The sequence below is a fragment of the Agrobacterium genomosp. 13 str. CFBP 6927 genome (assembly GCA_900012615.1).
In the GTDB taxonomy this organism is placed as follows: Bacteria; Pseudomonadota; Alphaproteobacteria; order Rhizobiales; family Rhizobiaceae; genus Agrobacterium.
The window spans coordinates 1814643-1829578 of the sequence record LT009757.1; the positions used below are offsets into that span (position 1 = coordinate 1814643).

Sequence of the window (14936 nt, forward strand, 5' to 3'; positions counted from 1 at the left end):
TGCCGATCATCAAGAAGAATCAGGCGGTTACCGGGTTTTTTCGCCGATATCCGAGGTCGTCCGTCGGTCAATCGCCTTGCCATCGAGAATATTCTTCAAAATGTCGAGGCGGTCGTTGATCAGCCATCCATAATAGTTTTCGACCGGCAGACGGTTTTTGGCACCCGCATCCACAGCGGTGCGCAAGCGTTCGGCGCGACGCCGGGGCTGGCCGACATTGTAGAGGGTGGCGGTAATGCCCGGATTGCCGGAAATGTCGAAGCCTTTTTCCCGATAGGCGTCGATCGCGTCCCGCAAAATGGCGGCGATGTAGATGATGCTGCGGTCGGGATCCATGACGTCGCGGTAAATATCCGCCGGTTTCTCCGCAGAAAGTTTCGGCAGGCCGCTGGTCCTGTTCACCAGGTCGGTCACCTGCAGGGCCGTCAAGGGGCTGATCTGACCAAGGCCGAAAGTCTGTCCGGCATAGAAAGGCTGGAAGAAGGCCCGCTGGAACGATATTGCCTCGTAACTGACCCCCTCGACCACCTTGCCCCGGAAATATTCGTCCCAAACCGTGTCACGGCAGCTCCACTGTTCGGACGTGGTGGCGAGCGCTTCGCAGGAGCGGAACTCCGGCCGCTCGAGAAACGACTTCAAGGAAACGCCCTGATAGCTGAATTTTATATCGAGTTCCGCATAGGAAATGGCCTTGATGTAATAGGTCTGCAAGCGATCCACGGCCGAAACATTGAAGGTGTGTTCGCCGACAATCGCGCCAACGATGTGGATCGGGTCGATGCCGTAAGCAGCCGCGGCCTTCCTGATCTTGCCGAGCAGAGCAGGTTCGCTGTTTAAAAGATCGATCGTCTTGCGGAATTTTTCCTCATAGGTCGTGTAGAACGCCTTTGTCCTGATTGCTGAGGTCCGCGGTATTTCCGGCTGTTCGGCTGAACGGTTTCCAGCGGGCACGACGGTTATCTGTTGCGCCACCGCATGGAAAGGAAGGCAGGCCAGTGTCAGGATGACGGCGGCCGCGCGGGTGGTCTTCGCAAACAGGCTCATGCATCGTTCTCTATGGTATGAATTGCTCTTGCGGCGATGGCTCCTTCATAGGCAGGCGGTCCGCGCATGGCAAGTTTTTGCCGCTCACTTTACCGTTGCCGGCTGCAAGGGACTGCCGATTGCTCCCATGTCACAGCTTGTAATCCCGCACGGTCACGACACCGAACGGATTGAATTTATACTCATCTTCCTCGTACCGGGTATCGTCCGACAATTCGAGGTTACGATCTTTCAGGGCCGTTTCGACGCCGTCGCGTGTCATCTGATCGGCGATATCGTCAATCAGCTTTGCAATCACCAGCTGCTCGGAATTGGTTGAGGGCTGAAGCTCGTCTTTTCGGGTGAAGTGCACCTGCACATCGGGCAATCCGACCAGATGAAAACCGACACTCCCCATTCCGTCCGCATCGCCGCCGATGGGACGGCGCGTGAAGGCCAGGCGGCAGGTTCTGGCGAGTGCCATCAGATCATCGGAAGCCGCTTCTCGGCGCGATTGCTCGAAGAGTTCCTTCCACCGTCGCGCACCATGGGCAACGCCGGCGCTTTCGCCCTTCACCGCAACCGCCCCGTGGTCGAGCATGTGTTGCACGAACATCAAGGCCTTTGCGGATGTCGTCACGGTTGTGTCCGCCGCCATGGATGGACCAAGCACATAAAGAACCGAACCGTGCCCGGCGACGGCGTCCTCGTCAGCCTCCTGATAGGCATCCGGGTGGACACGATCCCAGCAGACATTGAAGGACCGCTCCATCCGGTCGTCCGGCTCATCCTGCGAATAATCCTCGTCGAGACTGAAATCGGCGGCAAAGGTGTCGACGGCGGCGCGAGCGCTCTGCTGGAGTGCCGCCAATCCATTTTCCTTACCGAGAAAACAAAGGACATGGCGTGGCTCGTATTCGGAGCGGGATTGGGCAAATGCCGGTTTCTTGCCCGATGCCCTGCCAAGAGAGGGCCTCGTCAGCACCAGACCGCCCAGAAGTGCGAGAACGCCGCGACGCCCTGAATTCATCCTATGTCCCCTTGGTTTCTGTCGGCAGGATCAAAGACGTTTCTAATGACATAAACAAGAAGAGCTATCTCGCCCCAAGCCGTCTTTACCAAAAAAGCTTTCGCCACAGCGCCAGGACGCTCCAGCCTATTTTTATCATAGCGAGATTCGGCGTTATAAAGTGCGGCCGCTTGCGCCATTTTGACCTCCGCCAGAAAACCAGGGGAGGCGCATTTGCTTACGATCAATTCACAGGAAACAGCGGGTCTTTTGCCTTTTGACGGGCTGATCAAGGCGCTTTCCATTGCTTTCGCGGAAGGCTGCGAGATGCCGGTCCGGCATCATCACACAATCGACGTGGCAAATGAGGCTGCCGCGACCCTGTTGCTGATGCCGGCGTGGCATGGTGCACAGCGGTCGTCACGTTATCTCGGGATCAAGATCGTGACTGTTTTTCCCGGAAATGCCGCCAGAAACCTGCCGGGGCTGACGTCGACATACATGCTTTATGACGCCCAGACCGGTATCCAGCTTGCCACGCTGGACGGCAATGTCATCACCGGCCGCCGGACAGTGGCGGCATCCGCACTCGCTGCGGATTATCTGGCGCGCAGGGATGCCAAACGGCTTCTGGTGCTGGGTGCCGGCCGTGTTGCCAGCCTCATTCCGGATGCTTACCGCGCCGTCAGGCCGCTCGATCACGTTGCCGTCTGGGACATAGATCGCGGCAATGCCGAGCGACTGGCGCAGTCAATAGAGGCTTCGGGGCTTGCCACTTCCGTGGTCGAGGACCTCGAAAAGGCGGTCGCAGAGGCCGACATCGTCAGCGCCGCGACGCTCGCCACCACGCCGATCATCAGGGGGGAGTGGCTGCGTCCCGGCACCCATGTCGATCTCATTGGCGGCTTTACGCCCGGCATGCGCGAGGCGGATGACGAGGCCATTCGCCGGGCTTCTGTATTTATCGATACGGAAGAGGCGCTGCACGAGGCTGGCGATCTCGTTCAGCCAATCAAGGCCGGTCTGTTTTCTCAGGAAAACGTCAGGTCGACCCTTGCCGGGCTTTGCAGGGCAAATCGTTTCGCGCGCAGTTCCGACACGGAAATTACGCTCTATAAGGCTGTGGGAACGGCGCTTGCCGATCTTGCCGCCGCAACCATGGTTTATGAAGCTGCAGCTTCGAATGCAGAAAGGTGAGAGACATGGCCAAACGCGAAATCGTGGAAGTGCCGGTGGTTTCAGAGGCGATCCGCCGGCTCGGCGCGCCGACCTCCGCTCTTGTCCGTTCGGGTAACTTCATTGCGACCTGCGGCATGCCGCCGGTGGATATTGAGACCGGCGACATCGTCAAGGGCGATATAGCCGCCCAGACGCGGGCATCGCTTGAAGCGCTCAGGGTAACGCTGGCCGCGGCCGGAGCGACATTCGAGGACGTCATCAAAACCACCATCTATGTGACCGACGGCACGATGATGGCAACGGTGAACGGGATATACCGCGAATATTTTGCCGGTGGCTTTCCGGCGCGCACCTCGGCGACGATCAAGCCCTGGTCGTTGCCCTTCGATATCGAGATCGAATGCCTCGCCGTCATCTGAAGTAAGGTCGATCCGGGCAGGGCGCGGCGGGCGGATCGGCTCACGCGCTCTGTGCCGCGTCGCCGTCCTAGCGCTCAAAATTACTCAGCGCTTTTATCGGAAGGCTCCAGCGGCGAAAGCCCATAGAGTTTCACGATATCCTCGCCTTTTTCGAGCCTGGCAATGATGCCGGGCTCTTTCGCCTGAATGACGAGCGCCTCTTTTGCCGCCGCCAGCGCTTCGCCGGGCGGCAGGATGCAGACGCCGTTTTCATCGGCCAGCACGATATCGCCATTGTTCACCCCCACGCCACCGCAGACGACCGGTGTTGCTATATCGCCGCCACCACCCGGCTTTGTCGTCACCGGCGAACGGCCGCGACACCAGACCGGCAGGCCGGCGCTTCGGATCGCGCCGATATCGGTCACGTAACCGTCGAGGATGACGGCGGAGACGCCACGGGCGAGTGCCGCAGCGGTCATTACCGCGCCCCAGCAGGCATGCCTGTCGTCATTCGGTCGCTCGATGACAAGGATGTCTCCAGGCGTGGCCCGGGAAAGGGCGTGAATAAGCGCCGTTCCGTCATCTCCCGGCAGGCTGACCGTCAGCGCGGGACCGGCCGCGCGGACGCCGTCGATGACGCATTGTATCGCCGGCTCCATGAAACCTTCCGATTTGAAATGGCCGATCGTCGCCGTCTCGACGCCCAAGAGCAGTTCGAGCGCTTCGTTGATTTTGTCGGGATTTTCCATGTGTCTCTCCAAAAGAAAAGACGCCGGCGCGGGCCGGCGTCTTGTGATATGTCGATTGGGATCAGTTGGTTTTGGCCAGGTCGCGCTTCACGGTTTCGGTGAGCGCCAGCAGGGCGACGGCCGAGAGCAGGGCGGAGCCGATCATGTACCAGGCGACGGATGCGCCGCTGCCGGTAGCCGAAAGCAGCCAGGTGGTGATGACGGGGGTGAGGGCGCTGCCCAGAACACCCGACAGCATATAGGCGATCGACAGTCCGGAATAACGAACCTTCGTGCCGAAGAGTTCGGCAAGGAAGGTGGCGATCGGGCCGTAATTGGCTGCAAAGGCCGTCATCATCAGCAGGTAACCGACGAGGGCACCGGCAAAGGTGGCCGTATCCATCAACCAGAACATCGGGAAGGCGACGAGCGCTTCGGCGAGAATGCCGCCGAGGATAACCGGCCGGCGGCCGATCTTATCGGAAAGCAGGCCGAAGAGCGGCAGAAGGAAGATACACGCCGTGCAGGAAATCAGCACGATGATCAGCATTTCATTGCGGGCGATGTTAAGCGCCTGGGTGCCGTAGCTCAGGCCGAAGGCGACGATGAGATTGAAGGACGAGCCGGTGGACATGGTGGCGATGCCGCCGAGAACGACTGTCTTCCAGGATTTCGAGAGCAGTTCGATGAACGGCATGCGTACCGTCGCCTCTTCCGTCTTCACCTTGGCGAAGGACGGCGTTTCGGCGGTATTGAGGCGAATGTAAGCACCCACGCCCACCAGCAGAATGCTGACGAGGAATGGAATGCGCCAACCCCAGGAAATGAGATCCTCGGGCGACATGAGGAAGCCGATGGAGAGGAAAGCGAGGTTTGCAATCAGGGTGCCGGCCGGAACGCCGATCTGCACCCACGATCCGTAAAGGCCACGCCGGTTCTGCGGTGCATGTTCGACGGCCATCAACACCGCGCCGCCCCATTCACCGCCAAGCGCCAGACCCTGCACGACGCGTAGCGCCAGAAGCAGAATGGGAGCCCAGACGCCGATCTGGTTGTAATTGGGCAGAAGGCCGATAGCAAAAGTCGCGACACCCATCATCACGAGCGATACGAGCAGCATCGATTTGCGGCCGATCCGGTCGCCGAAGTGGCCGAAAAGCGCGGCACCGACGATACGGGCAAGATAGGCCGAGGCGAAGGTGCCGAACGCCAGAAGCGTGCCGACAATCGCATCGAAGCTCGGAAAGAAGACCTTGTTGAAGACCAGCGCGGAAGCGGTGGCGAAGACGAAAAGATCGTACCATTCGACGGTGGTGCCGATGACGCTTGCGACGGCAATCCGGCGAACATTGACCGGTTGTTGTTTTCCGACGGCGCCCATGAGAGCGGTTTCCCCTTGCATGAACATTCCCCTTTTATGTTGCTGTGAAGGAAAACGGGGAAACGACGAAGCGGAACCGGATGCATGCCGAGGCATGAGCCTATGGGCATCCCTTGCGGAGAAACCGTTTCTGGTCTTCTCCGTCAATTCGATAAGCTGCGATGTTCCCCTGTTTTGCGCAATGATGGAAAACGGGGAGGCTCCCGACAAATAGATAATGCAGATTTCTTCCATAGAGCCGCGCTATAGACCAAATCATGGGCATGTTCCGGCATGTCGATCTCACCGGCGGATTTTGAAATAGATAATGAAATCATGGTAATATCGCGGTCACGGTTTTTGCTTGCCGGCCGGTTGCGCAGTCTCTGCCTGTCTTTTGACCGGCTGAATTTTCTTTTTTGGCGGGGAAAAATGCCATTCTTATTCTAAGTATTGAATCTATCTATTTTTGAATTTTCCGGTTTGGTCTTATCCCCTTTTCCATCATTCCACGGATTGAGAAGAGGTCGTGTGCGGGCTGCCGGCCACGCCGGGGCATTGCCGCAGCGAACCCATAACAGGGGACCGAAATGAAGAATTTGAGCAATATCCGGCCGGACATGTCACGCCTGTGGGCGACGTTGATGCGCTCCGCCGAAATCGGCGCGACTGAAAAGGGCGGCCTGAAGCGGCTTGCGCTGTCCGACGAGGACGCGGCGATGCGCCGCCAGTTCATTGACTGGTGCGAAGAGGCAGGCCTGACCATCCGGATCGACGCCGTGGGCAATATCTTCGCCGAGCGCGCCGGAACCGACCCGGATGGCAAGCCTGTTCTCGTCGGCAGCCATCTCGACACCCAGGTTCACGGCGGCCGTTTCGACGGTATTCTCGGCGTGCTTGCCGGGCTGGAGCTTGTGCGCACCCTGAACGATCATGCGCTCACGACACGCCGGCCGATCACGCTTGTGAACTGGACCAATGAAGAGGGCGCCCGTTTCGAGCCGCCGATGATCGGCTCGGCGGTGTTTACCGGCGCGAAGGCGGCGGAATTCGCCTATTCCCGCAAGGACCGGGACGGCCATACGCTGGGTGGTGAGCTGGAACGCATCGGCTACAGGGGCAAAGATACCGTTTCGGCGGAGGCTTTCGATAGTCTTTTCGAGCTGCACATCGAGCAGGGGCCGAGGCTTGAAGCGGCCGGAAAGCAGCTCGGTATCGTAACCGGGGCCTTTGGTGTGCGCGGTTTCGTGGTGGAAGTGCATGGTGAAACCGGCCATGTCGGACCGACGCCGATGCCGGCGCGCAAGAACGCGCTGGTGGGTGCTGCGGAAGTGACGCTGGCGATCAACGAGATCGGCTGGGCCAATCACGAAACCGGCGGCAAGTCCACGACGATGCGCATCAGGGCGGAGCCCAATCTCCTCGGTGCGCTGCCGAACTTCGTGGAAATGACCTGCGACATGCGCCACCCAGACGACGCCGTGGTCAGCACCATGTTCGCGGCCTTCAAGGCGAAACTTCCCGAGCTGGAAGAGCGGTCGCGCTGCAAGATCGTTGTCAAGGAAGGCTGGGAATATGGCGGTATGCATTTCGATGCCGACTGTATCGAACTCATTCGCAACGCCACCGGCGCCTTCGGTTATTCCTCGATGGACCTCCTTACCGAGGCCGGACATGACGCCATGCATGTTGCCGATTATCTGCCGACGGCGATGATCTTCACCCCGTGCGAGGGCGGTCTTTCCCACAATGAGGCGGAAAATGTCACGATCGCCGATATCGAACCCGGCGTGAACGTGCTGGTTCAAGCTGTGCTGGAACGCGCGAACCGCGCCGACTGAGATGAAAAATCAATGGGATGGCGAAAGGTGTTCATGCCTTTTGCCATCCTTTTTTATTCGCCGCCGGTTTCCAGAAGGGCTGCTGCTGCCTGGGCGTCGAAAAGCTCGTTTTCGAAAATCGTCAGAAAGGCCCGCTCGGCGCCGCCCAGTTCCATATCTGGGTTACGCAGGAAATAGGCGTCTGCACCCAGGGAATCCTGAAGCAGCGGTATCTGCCAGATCTCATCTTCGGCAACACCGCGCGCAGCGTCCACCGGCAGAATTCCGACCCCGATGCCGGCGATGATCATTCGCCGGACCTCTTCCATATGCGGGCTGGAGCCGACGGTCCATTTGCCAAGTCCGACACCGTCGCGTAGCGCGATCATCGGCTCAAGTGCGCCGCCTTCCTGGCTGCAGGTGAAGGCGACGAAGGCCTCCTGCCGCAATTCTTCCATGGTGATGTCACCACGGCCGTAAAAGGGATGCGAGGCGCCGCAATAAATCCCGAATGTTTCCCTGAGCAGGAATTTGCAATCCATTCCGGCAAGCGGTTTCGGCAGCAGGCAAATGCCAAAAGCGGCCTGTTTCTGGCCGATGGCGCGAACGATATCCTGCGTATTGGCGACATCGATGCGAATGGTGACGGATGGATGGCGCCGCCGCAGCTGGCGAAGCGCCTGATCGAGTTGCGGGAGAACGAGATTGGTGACGATCAGGACGCGGATCTGACCCGTCAGATCATCCGCTTCCGTCGACAGTTTTTCACCGATGCGCTCGACGCGGAGGAAGATTTCGGCGCATTCCTGGCGCAGCATCTCGCCCTGCACCGTCAGCACGAAACGGCGGCTGTCACGCTGGATCAGCTGGCATCCCAGCGTTTCCTCCAGCTTCTGCAGGGCGGCCGTGACGGAGGGCTGGCGCACGAAGAGCCGGTTGGCGGCCCGCGTAATGCTGCCCTCCTCGACGATGACCAGAAAGGTCCGCAGCAGGTTCCAGTTCAGATGCTGGATGCGGGGGGCATAACGTGACAACGACGCGTTCCTCGAATGAATTGCGGGCTGCACCTTATAGCTATTTTCTCCGGCGAAAAACGGTTGCCGGTTTTAAAAACAGCACGTTTTGCCGGCCCAATGGATTTTATTCTTCCACCGGCCCCGTCTCGCCGCCCGCCTCACGCTCGGGCGGGCGGGCGGCGCGTGATGCAGCGGGATAAGCGCCCGCCATGCTGGCAAACTGGATGTCGTTTTGTGCAAAGGCATCCTTCAGCATCGAATAGGCTTTCCGGCGCACCATCGAAGATTGGCCGCCGGCGCGCAGCATCATGCCGAAGCCGAGCGTCATGCCGTATTCACCGAATTGCTCCACGCCTTTCAGCTTGACGGTCTCAATCAGGAACGGCCCGAATTCTGGGTCTTCCTTCAGCGCCCTGCCGATTTCCTTGGTGATGGCTTTGACCTTGGCGATATCGGTATCGAAGGCGACGGTGACCATGAATTTGTCGATCGACCAGTCACGGCTCATGTTTTCGACGGCGCCGAGCGATCCGAACGGTACGGTGAAGATCGGCCCGCGATGGTGCCGCAGTTTGACCGAGCGGATGCTGAAGGATTCGACGGTGCCGCGATAGGAACCGCTCTGGATATATTCACCGACGCGGAAGGCATCGTCGATCATGTAGAAGACGCCGCTGATGATGTCCTTGACCAGCGTTTGCGAACCGAAACCGATGGCGATGCCGAAAATGCCGGCGCTTGCCAGCAGCGGCCCGATATTGACGCCGAGTTCAGACAGCGCCGTCATGACCGCGACGGCGGCAATGATGATGCCGAGCATGTTGCGAAGGATCGGCAGGATGGTCAGCAGCCGGTCATCCTGTGGCTGGCCGCCCGGTTGGTCGGGTGCCGGAGCGCTCAGTTCCAGCCGCCGCGCGATCATCGACTTGATGGCGATCCAGACGAGATCGGCAAGAAGCAGGATCAGCGCCCCGTGCAGGACGCCAACGACAATCGAGGTCAGCAAAGTGCCATCGGGCAGGGAATCCGGATGGGCGCGGACGAGGAAGATCAGCCACACTATCGCGGTTCCGACGATGGCGAGCCGCATGCCGCGCTCGGCCAGAACCGGGCGAAGGTCGCTCTCTCCGTAGCCGCCTATATCGGTCGCGAGTTTTCGCGCGGCAATGCCGAGCGTGGTGGCGAGGCCGGGCAGAACGAGCGCATAAAGCCCGATCCAGAACAGGACGCCGGCCCCGGCGAGCCGCAGCCCGAAAAGGATGATGAGGCCAAAGATCAGCGCAACATCGATCGCCCTTGTGCGTTCCGAACCCGGCGCGCCGCCCGGGCGCCGCCAGATCCAGATGCCGGCGAGCAGGAACAGGAAGCCCACCATGGCGGCGGATAAGAGCCCGAGCGTGTCGCGTGGGACACCGAGATTTTCAAGTGTTCGGAGCAGCGCCCAGAAAATCCCGGCAAGCGTCAGCAGCCATGTCCAGCGGACAATCCAGAAATCGCGCCGGACATTGGCCTCACGGCCGACGACCTGCCGCAGCAGCCCGGTGAAGGCAAAAAGCAGGGGCAGGATGACGCTGAGCGCAAGCCAGGGCAACAGAACGGCGCTCAGCAGGGGTGGCCACTGGATGGCAAGGAAGACGGTTACGGCGACAAGGCCATAACCGAGGACCGGAAGAAGTTTTCGGGAAACGACAGCAGAGGCTTGCTTGCCGATATCCGCGCCGTTTTTGCGGGATGCCTGCATCACGATGATCCGGTTCGTGGCGATGCCGCCGGCAATGCCTGCGCCGAACAGGATCAGCATGTGCAGCAGGAAGACGAAGGAACCATAAGCGCCAATCTCGTCGCCAAGCTTTTCCAGCGCGGAGGTTAGTTGCGTCGACATGGCGGGCAGGTCGCCAGCAATTCGGGCCAGATGTTCCCGTCGTTTGCTCGCCCACTCGTCGAGATCGCTCAACTGGCTCTGTGGCGTCAGTTGCGGCGGCGGTTCAGCCCCTCTCACGGCAAGCTTTTGTGTGAGCAGCGCGCGAACATCATCCTGTCCGAGAAGCTGCAGCAGCTGGTCGACCTTCTGCTCCGTCGTCGGTTGCGGGGAGGGTGCTTGTACCGGGGGCGGCAGTTCCTGTGCGGACAGGCCGGCTGTGCCCAGCACGAAAAGCGTGATGGCGGCGCAAGCGATCGATTTGAAAAAGCAGGAAAAGGTGGTCATCGATCCGCTCCGCACCATCCAGGGAGATGCCGGGCATCGCGCGAGCGCGCCAGTTCCATCGCTTCCGCCACCGCGTCTTCGAAGGAATGCCGCAACTCTTTGCGGTCAACCCTGCGCCGCAGGAAATCCGCCCAGAGAAATTCGCTGAAAGGCGCTTCGATCTTGGCAAAACCGCCGGCGTCGCGCACGGCGCCGGCCAGCGAACGGAAAGGGTCGTCTTCGAGGTCCACGATCTGTTTCGGAAGATCGTCCGTGGGGCGGCGTACGCCGTCCGCATCGAAGGGATAAACGAGGCTGCGGTGGTCCATGACCGACCAGAATTCCTGCCTGCCGAGATGGGAGAGATCGGCAACGATGCTCGTCAGCACATGTTTCACCCCTTCATTGTGCAAGGCCAGGGCGAGGTGGTGATGATCGACAAGGTAAAGGCGCTGTTTGTAGCCGACAACAACGGGAACCATGTGGTGGCCGAGGAAGTCGGCCCCCTTTTCCGCCTGGATGGCGGCCCATTGCCGGCGCTTGGTTTCAACCTCCCGCAGGCCGACGGTCATCTGGGTTGGCCTGAGCGAGAGGATTTCAACCGGGCTGAGATGCGGTTCAAGGTTGTTGGGCATGACTCTCCTCCCGGCGCATGGCCGCCGTCACGGCATCATCGACGCTGAAATTGCTGCGCGCAACCAGATCGTTTCCGCCGCCGGCAAGCAGCAAATCCCTTACATGATCATGCACGCGCGCATAATAAACCACGATATCGCCGTGCTGCATCGAGGCATCGAACTCCAGAAGCGCATCGAGTGCGGTGGAATCCAGTTCGAAGCTTTCCTCGAGGCTGACGATTGCGATACGCAGTTCCGGCCGGGCGGCGATGCGTTTGGTAACGGCGGCGAGGATCGGTTCCGCATTGCCGAAAAAAAGTGGCTGGGCGGGCCGCAGGATAATCATGCCGGATACATCCGTTGCATCCGGGTGGCGTTCCATATCGACGAAGTCGTGGCTGTCACCCAGCCGGCCAAGATGCATCACATGCGGCAGGGAAAGCCGCCGGACGAAGACGGCGAAGGAAAGGGCGACGGCGACAAGCATGCCGTTCAGCACGCCGAAGGCAAGCACGCTCGCTGCGGCGGCAAGCGCCAGATAGGCATCGTTACCAAGCCGCCAGAGACGGATGATCGGTGTGGGATCGAGTGCGTGCAGAAGCGCCACGGCAATGACGGCGGCAAGAACCGCTTGCGGAATGAAGGCGAACCAGCCGGACGCGACGAGACTGAAGGCCGCAAGACCGATTGCGGCGATGGCCGAGGCGAGCCGGCTCTGCGGGCCAACCGCCTCGCTTGCCGCCCCTGCGGAAAAACCTGCGCCGACCGGCATGCCCTGCACGGCGGCGCTGGCAATATTGGCAAGCCCGAACGCTCTGAGTTCGCGATTGGAATCGACGCTCTCGCCATGGCGCAGCGAGAAGCTGCGCACCGTGCCCCATGACTCCGCAAAGAGAATGAGGACGAGCGGCGGCGCGAAACGGGCGACATGCGCAACGTCGTCGAGCGAGACCGAGAGCGGCCCGGCCCATATGCCGGCAAGGTCGATGGTGCCGACGACGGCGACGCCCTGGCTCTCCAGGTTGAGCAACATCGAGACTGCAATACCGGCCACGATGACAACGAGGCTGCCGGGAATGGCAGGACGCCTGCGCAGGAGAAGCAATAGGGCAAGGGCGGTTACGCCAATCGCGATGCTGTCAGGGTTCCAGTCCTGCGGCTGGGAGAGGATTTGCAGGAGGATGGCCAGCGGCTCGCCAGTGGTCTCCTTTATCCCGAACAGGCTGGGCAATTGCTTGATCGTGATCAGAATGGCGAGGCCGAATGCGAACCCACGCAGCACCGGGCGCGAAATCACACTCGACAGCGCACCGAGCCGCGTGACGGCGGCAAGAAGAAACAGCACGCCCACCAGAGCGACCGTAATGGCAACGAGCAGCATCTTCTGGGCGGGGGTGACAGATAATGTCGCCAGCATCGCCGCCAGAATTGCGGCGGAGGAGGATGTGGGCGAGACGACCGCAAAACGGCTCTGGCCAAAGAAAGCGTAAACGATGCAGCCCATGATGGCGGCGAGGATGGCGTGCTGGGCCGGAACACCGGCAATGCCCGAATAGGCGATGGCTTCCGGTAACATCAGGCCGGCGATCGACAGTCCCGCAATCACATCACGCCGGTTCAACGTTACGCGCATGGAACGGCGGCCGCATTGGCGGTGATAAAGGCAAGGGAGCTTGCACCCGGTAAGACCACGATTCTCCACCATGTTCCCGCAATGGGATAGAGGTTTCACCCATTGCGGATACAAGTCAAAGTTTAAATCATGCGTCCAGACTATTTTGCTACCTTCCGGTGTGCCTTGACGCTGTCAAACGCCCGGGAGGCAATCCGTCATCCCGGCCTAGCCGTCTCAACCGCGGTACTGGTCGTCCGTGACGTGTTCCATCCAGTCCACGACCTTGCCGTCTTTTGCTTCCTGAAGCGCGATATGGATCATGGCGACATTCGCCGCCGCCCCGTGCCAATGCTTTTCGCCCGGTGCGAACCACACGACATCACCGGGGCGGATTTCCTCGACAGGGCCACCCTCTCGCTGGGCCCTGCCAAGCCCTGACATCACGATCAGCGTCTGGCCGAGCGGATGCGTGTGCCAGGCGGTGCGGGCGCCCGGCTCGAAGGTGACCTGCGCGCCCTGCACCCGTTCTGCGTCAAAGGGGTTGAAGAGCGGATCGATGCGGACCGTACCCGTGAACCAGGCTTCAGGCCCCTTGGCCGATGCCCGTGTTCCTGCGCGCAATATTTCCATGGTCGTTCTCCTGCCTGATATCGTGCTGCGATTTGATGCGGGAATTCCCCTCTTGTCCACAGGGGAATGAAGGCTGATCTGGCGGCCAGGCTCAACGCCCTTTTCTGAAACCGCAGTGCTGATTGTATACGGGGATCATCTCGCTTTTGTGGGTATTTCCGGGCGCCTGCAACGTTTTTTTGACTCCTTCACGCCATCGCAACAAAAATCATTCTCGGGATTGACTCATTTATGAAACCGGTTACATTTGCGCATGTAAACGGTTTCATTAGTTAAAAACCGTGCTTGGAGGAGCAAATTTCATGTTTAGACATTTGATGGCTGCTGCCGCTATGGTGCTGGCGGCGGGCACGTCGGCGCACGCCCAGGAACAGAGTTTCAAGATCGGTCTTTCCAATTCTTTCGTCGGCAGCGAATGGCGCACGCAGATGATCGAAGAGGCCCAGGCTGCCGCCAAAGCGTGGGGCGAAAAGGGCGTCAAGGTCGAAGTCGTCGTTCAGAGCGGTAATGTCGATGTGCAGGGTCAGATCGGTCATATCCGCAATTTCATGAACCAGGGCGTCGATGCGATCCTCATCAACCCCGGCAGCCCGACGGCCTTCGATCCGATCTTCGCGCAGGCCAAGGCGCGCAATATTCTCGTCATCGCAACCGACGCCGAAGTGTCCTCGAAGGATGCGCTCTATGTCGGCATCGACCAGAAGGCATGGGCGGCGCAATCCGCGCAATGGCTTGCGGATGCGCTGAAGGGCAAGGGAAGCGTCGTCGCCATCAACGGCATTGCCGGCAATCCGGCAAACGAAGCCCGTGTCGCCGGTTATCGCGAAGTGTTCAAGAAATACCCTGACATCAAGGTGCTGAACGAAGCCAATGCGAGCTGGGATCAGGCGCAGGGCCAGCAGGCCATGCAGAACCTGCTCGCCACCTATCCCGATATCAGCGGTGTGTGGGTGCAGGACGGCATGGCGGATGGCGCATGGCGCGCCATCGAAGCCGCCGGCAAGACCAAGGACATTGCCGCGACCGGTGAAATCCGCAAGGACTTCATGACCCGCTGGGAAAAGGAAAAGTTCAATTCCGGCGCTTCGGTCAATCCTCCGGGTGTCATGGCCAGCGCACTCAACGTCGCTGTCCTGAAGCTTCAGGGCAAGGAATTCAAGGACGGCATTTTCGGCGGCACCTATGGTAACGCCATCTATATTCCGATCCCCTTCGTCAGCAACGACAACCTTGCCGACAATATCAAAGCCGCCGATGGCAAGCCTGGCTACTGGTCCGTCACGGCGACCGTGACGCCGGAACAGGCCGGCGAGTTCTTCAAGTAAGAGGCGTTTCGGGTCGGCGACAAGCGCC

Annotated in this window: 14 protein-coding genes; 4 read left to right on the top strand and 10 right to left on the bottom strand. The window is 60.1% G+C overall.

The features are described 5' to 3' along the window. Positions 1–27: 27 nt before the first annotated feature. The 3 genes from AGR13A_RS22555 to AGR13A_RS22565 all read right to left on the bottom strand — a co-directional run bounded on the left by AGR13A_RS22555 (position 28) and on the right by AGR13A_RS22565 (position 2232). The gene (locus tag AGR13A_RS22555) at positions 28–1044 is read right to left on the bottom strand and encodes a DUF1402 family protein (RefSeq protein ID WP_080839667.1); all 1017 of its coding nucleotides are present in this window, start codon (positions 1042–1044) and stop codon (positions 28–30) included. A gap of 130 nt (positions 1045–1174) precedes the next feature. Beyond that, a complete protein-coding gene (locus AGR13A_RS22560) occupies positions 1175–2053 on the bottom strand; it encodes a hypothetical protein (protein ID WP_080839669.1) in 879 nt (292 codons plus the stop codon). Further along, positions 2050–2232 (bottom strand): hypothetical protein, encoded by a 183-nt coding sequence (locus tag AGR13A_RS22565; protein WP_080839671.1) that lies wholly within the window; start codon positions 2230–2232, stop codon positions 2050–2052. Before AGR13A_RS22565 ends, AGR13A_RS22560 begins: the two co-directional genes overlap by 4 nt. 34 nt (positions 2233–2266) lie before the next feature. Between AGR13A_RS22565 and AGR13A_RS22570 the strand changes: the two genes are divergently transcribed. Together AGR13A_RS22570 and AGR13A_RS22575 are read left to right on the top strand one after the other, a co-directional pair. Beyond that, a complete protein-coding gene (locus tag AGR13A_RS22570) occupies positions 2267–3229 on the top strand; it encodes an ornithine cyclodeaminase family protein (RefSeq protein ID WP_080839674.1) in 963 nt (320 codons plus the stop codon). A gap of 5 nt (positions 3230–3234) precedes the next feature. Beyond that, entirely contained in the window at positions 3235–3630 is a 396-nt protein-coding gene (locus AGR13A_RS22575; RefSeq protein WP_080839676.1) for a Rid family hydrolase, read from the top strand. Positions 3631–3710: 80 nt separating this feature from the next. Here the strand turns inward: AGR13A_RS22575 and AGR13A_RS22580 are convergent, their stop codons facing one another. Both AGR13A_RS22580 and AGR13A_RS22585 read right to left on the bottom strand, forming a co-directional pair. Then, positions 3711–4361: an RraA family protein gene (locus AGR13A_RS22580; RefSeq protein WP_080839679.1), complete on the bottom strand. Its 651-nt coding sequence runs from the start codon at positions 4359–4361 to the stop codon at positions 3711–3713. 61 nt (positions 4362–4422) lie between these two features. Beyond that, complete coding sequence (locus tag AGR13A_RS22585) at positions 4423–5742, bottom strand: MFS transporter (RefSeq protein ID WP_080840421.1); 1320 nt, start codon at positions 5740–5742, stop codon at positions 4423–4425. Between the two features lie 548 nt (positions 5743–6290). On the opposite strand from AGR13A_RS22585, the gene AGR13A_RS22590 reads away from it, so the two are divergent. After that, the gene (locus tag AGR13A_RS22590; RefSeq protein WP_080839681.1) at positions 6291–7541 is read left to right on the top strand and encodes a Zn-dependent hydrolase; all 1251 of its coding nucleotides are present in this window, start codon (positions 6291–6293) and stop codon (positions 7539–7541) included. A 53-nt stretch (positions 7542–7594) separates the two neighbouring features. Here AGR13A_RS22590 and AGR13A_RS22595 read toward each other — a convergent pair whose 3' ends face one another. From AGR13A_RS22595 to AGR13A_RS22615, 5 genes are all read right to left on the bottom strand, one after another. Continuing rightward, entirely contained in the window at positions 7595–8554 is a 960-nt protein-coding gene (locus AGR13A_RS22595) for a LysR family transcriptional regulator (protein ID WP_035226938.1), read from the bottom strand. Positions 8555–8660: 106 nt separating this feature from the next. Continuing rightward, positions 8661–10742 (bottom strand): mechanosensitive ion channel domain-containing protein, encoded by a 2082-nt coding sequence (locus AGR13A_RS22600; RefSeq protein WP_080839683.1) that lies wholly within the window; start codon positions 10740–10742, stop codon positions 8661–8663. Further along, positions 10739–11356: a ParB-like protein gene (locus AGR13A_RS22605; protein WP_080839685.1), complete on the bottom strand. Its 618-nt coding sequence runs from the start codon at positions 11354–11356 to the stop codon at positions 10739–10741. Before AGR13A_RS22605 ends, AGR13A_RS22600 begins: the two co-directional genes overlap by 4 nt. Continuing rightward, positions 11340–12971 carry a SulP family inorganic anion transporter gene (locus AGR13A_RS22610; RefSeq protein WP_080840424.1) on the bottom strand — a complete coding sequence of 544 codons (1632 nt, stop codon included), beginning with the start codon at positions 12969–12971 and terminating at the stop codon, positions 11340–11342. The genes AGR13A_RS22605 and AGR13A_RS22610 overlap by 17 nt, the downstream gene beginning before the upstream one ends. 216 nt (positions 12972–13187) lie before the next feature. After that, positions 13188–13583: a (R)-mandelonitrile lyase gene (locus AGR13A_RS22615; RefSeq protein ID WP_035226946.1), complete on the bottom strand. Its 396-nt coding sequence runs from the start codon at positions 13581–13583 to the stop codon at positions 13188–13190. A 302-nt stretch (positions 13584–13885) separates the two neighbouring features. Between AGR13A_RS22615 and AGR13A_RS22620 the strand changes: the two genes are divergently transcribed. After that, positions 13886–14908 (top strand): substrate-binding domain-containing protein, encoded by a 1023-nt coding sequence (locus tag AGR13A_RS22620; protein WP_003522041.1) that lies wholly within the window; start codon positions 13886–13888, stop codon positions 14906–14908. The last annotated feature ends 28 nt before the right edge of the window (positions 14909–14936 follow it).

Coding starts and splice junctions, on each gene's coding strand:
- AGR13A_RS22610 (WP_080840424.1), bottom strand. CDS start 12,971: ATGCGCGTAACGTTGAACCGGCGTGATGTGATTGCGGGACTGTCGATC.
- AGR13A_RS22580 (WP_080839679.1), bottom strand. CDS start 4,361: ATGGAAAATCCCGACAAAATCAACGAAGCGCTCGAACTGCTCTTGGGC.
- AGR13A_RS22575 (WP_080839676.1), top strand. CDS start 3,235: ATGGCCAAACGCGAAATCGTGGAAGTGCCGGTGGTTTCAGAGGCGATC.
- AGR13A_RS22560 (WP_080839669.1), bottom strand. CDS start 2,053: ATGAATTCAGGGCGTCGCGGCGTTCTCGCACTTCTGGGCGGTCTGGTG.
- AGR13A_RS22600 (WP_080839683.1), bottom strand. CDS start 10,742: ATGACCACCTTTTCCTGCTTTTTCAAATCGATCGCTTGCGCCGCCATC.
- AGR13A_RS22605 (WP_080839685.1), bottom strand. CDS start 11,356: ATGCCCAACAACCTTGAACCGCATCTCAGCCCGGTTGAAATCCTCTCG.
- AGR13A_RS22565 (WP_080839671.1), bottom strand. CDS start 2,232: ATGGCGCAAGCGGCCGCACTTTATAACGCCGAATCTCGCTATGATAAA.
- AGR13A_RS22555 (WP_080839667.1), bottom strand. CDS start 1,044: ATGAGCCTGTTTGCGAAGACCACCCGCGCGGCCGCCGTCATCCTGACA.
- AGR13A_RS22590 (WP_080839681.1), top strand. CDS start 6,291: ATGAAGAATTTGAGCAATATCCGGCCGGACATGTCACGCCTGTGGGCG.
- AGR13A_RS22615 (WP_035226946.1), bottom strand. CDS start 13,583: ATGGAAATATTGCGCGCAGGAACACGGGCATCGGCCAAGGGGCCTGAA.
- AGR13A_RS22585 (WP_080840421.1), bottom strand. CDS start 5,742: ATGCAAGGGGAAACCGCTCTCATGGGCGCCGTCGGAAAACAACAACCG.
- AGR13A_RS22620 (WP_003522041.1), top strand. CDS start 13,886: ATGTTTAGACATTTGATGGCTGCTGCCGCTATGGTGCTGGCGGCGGGC.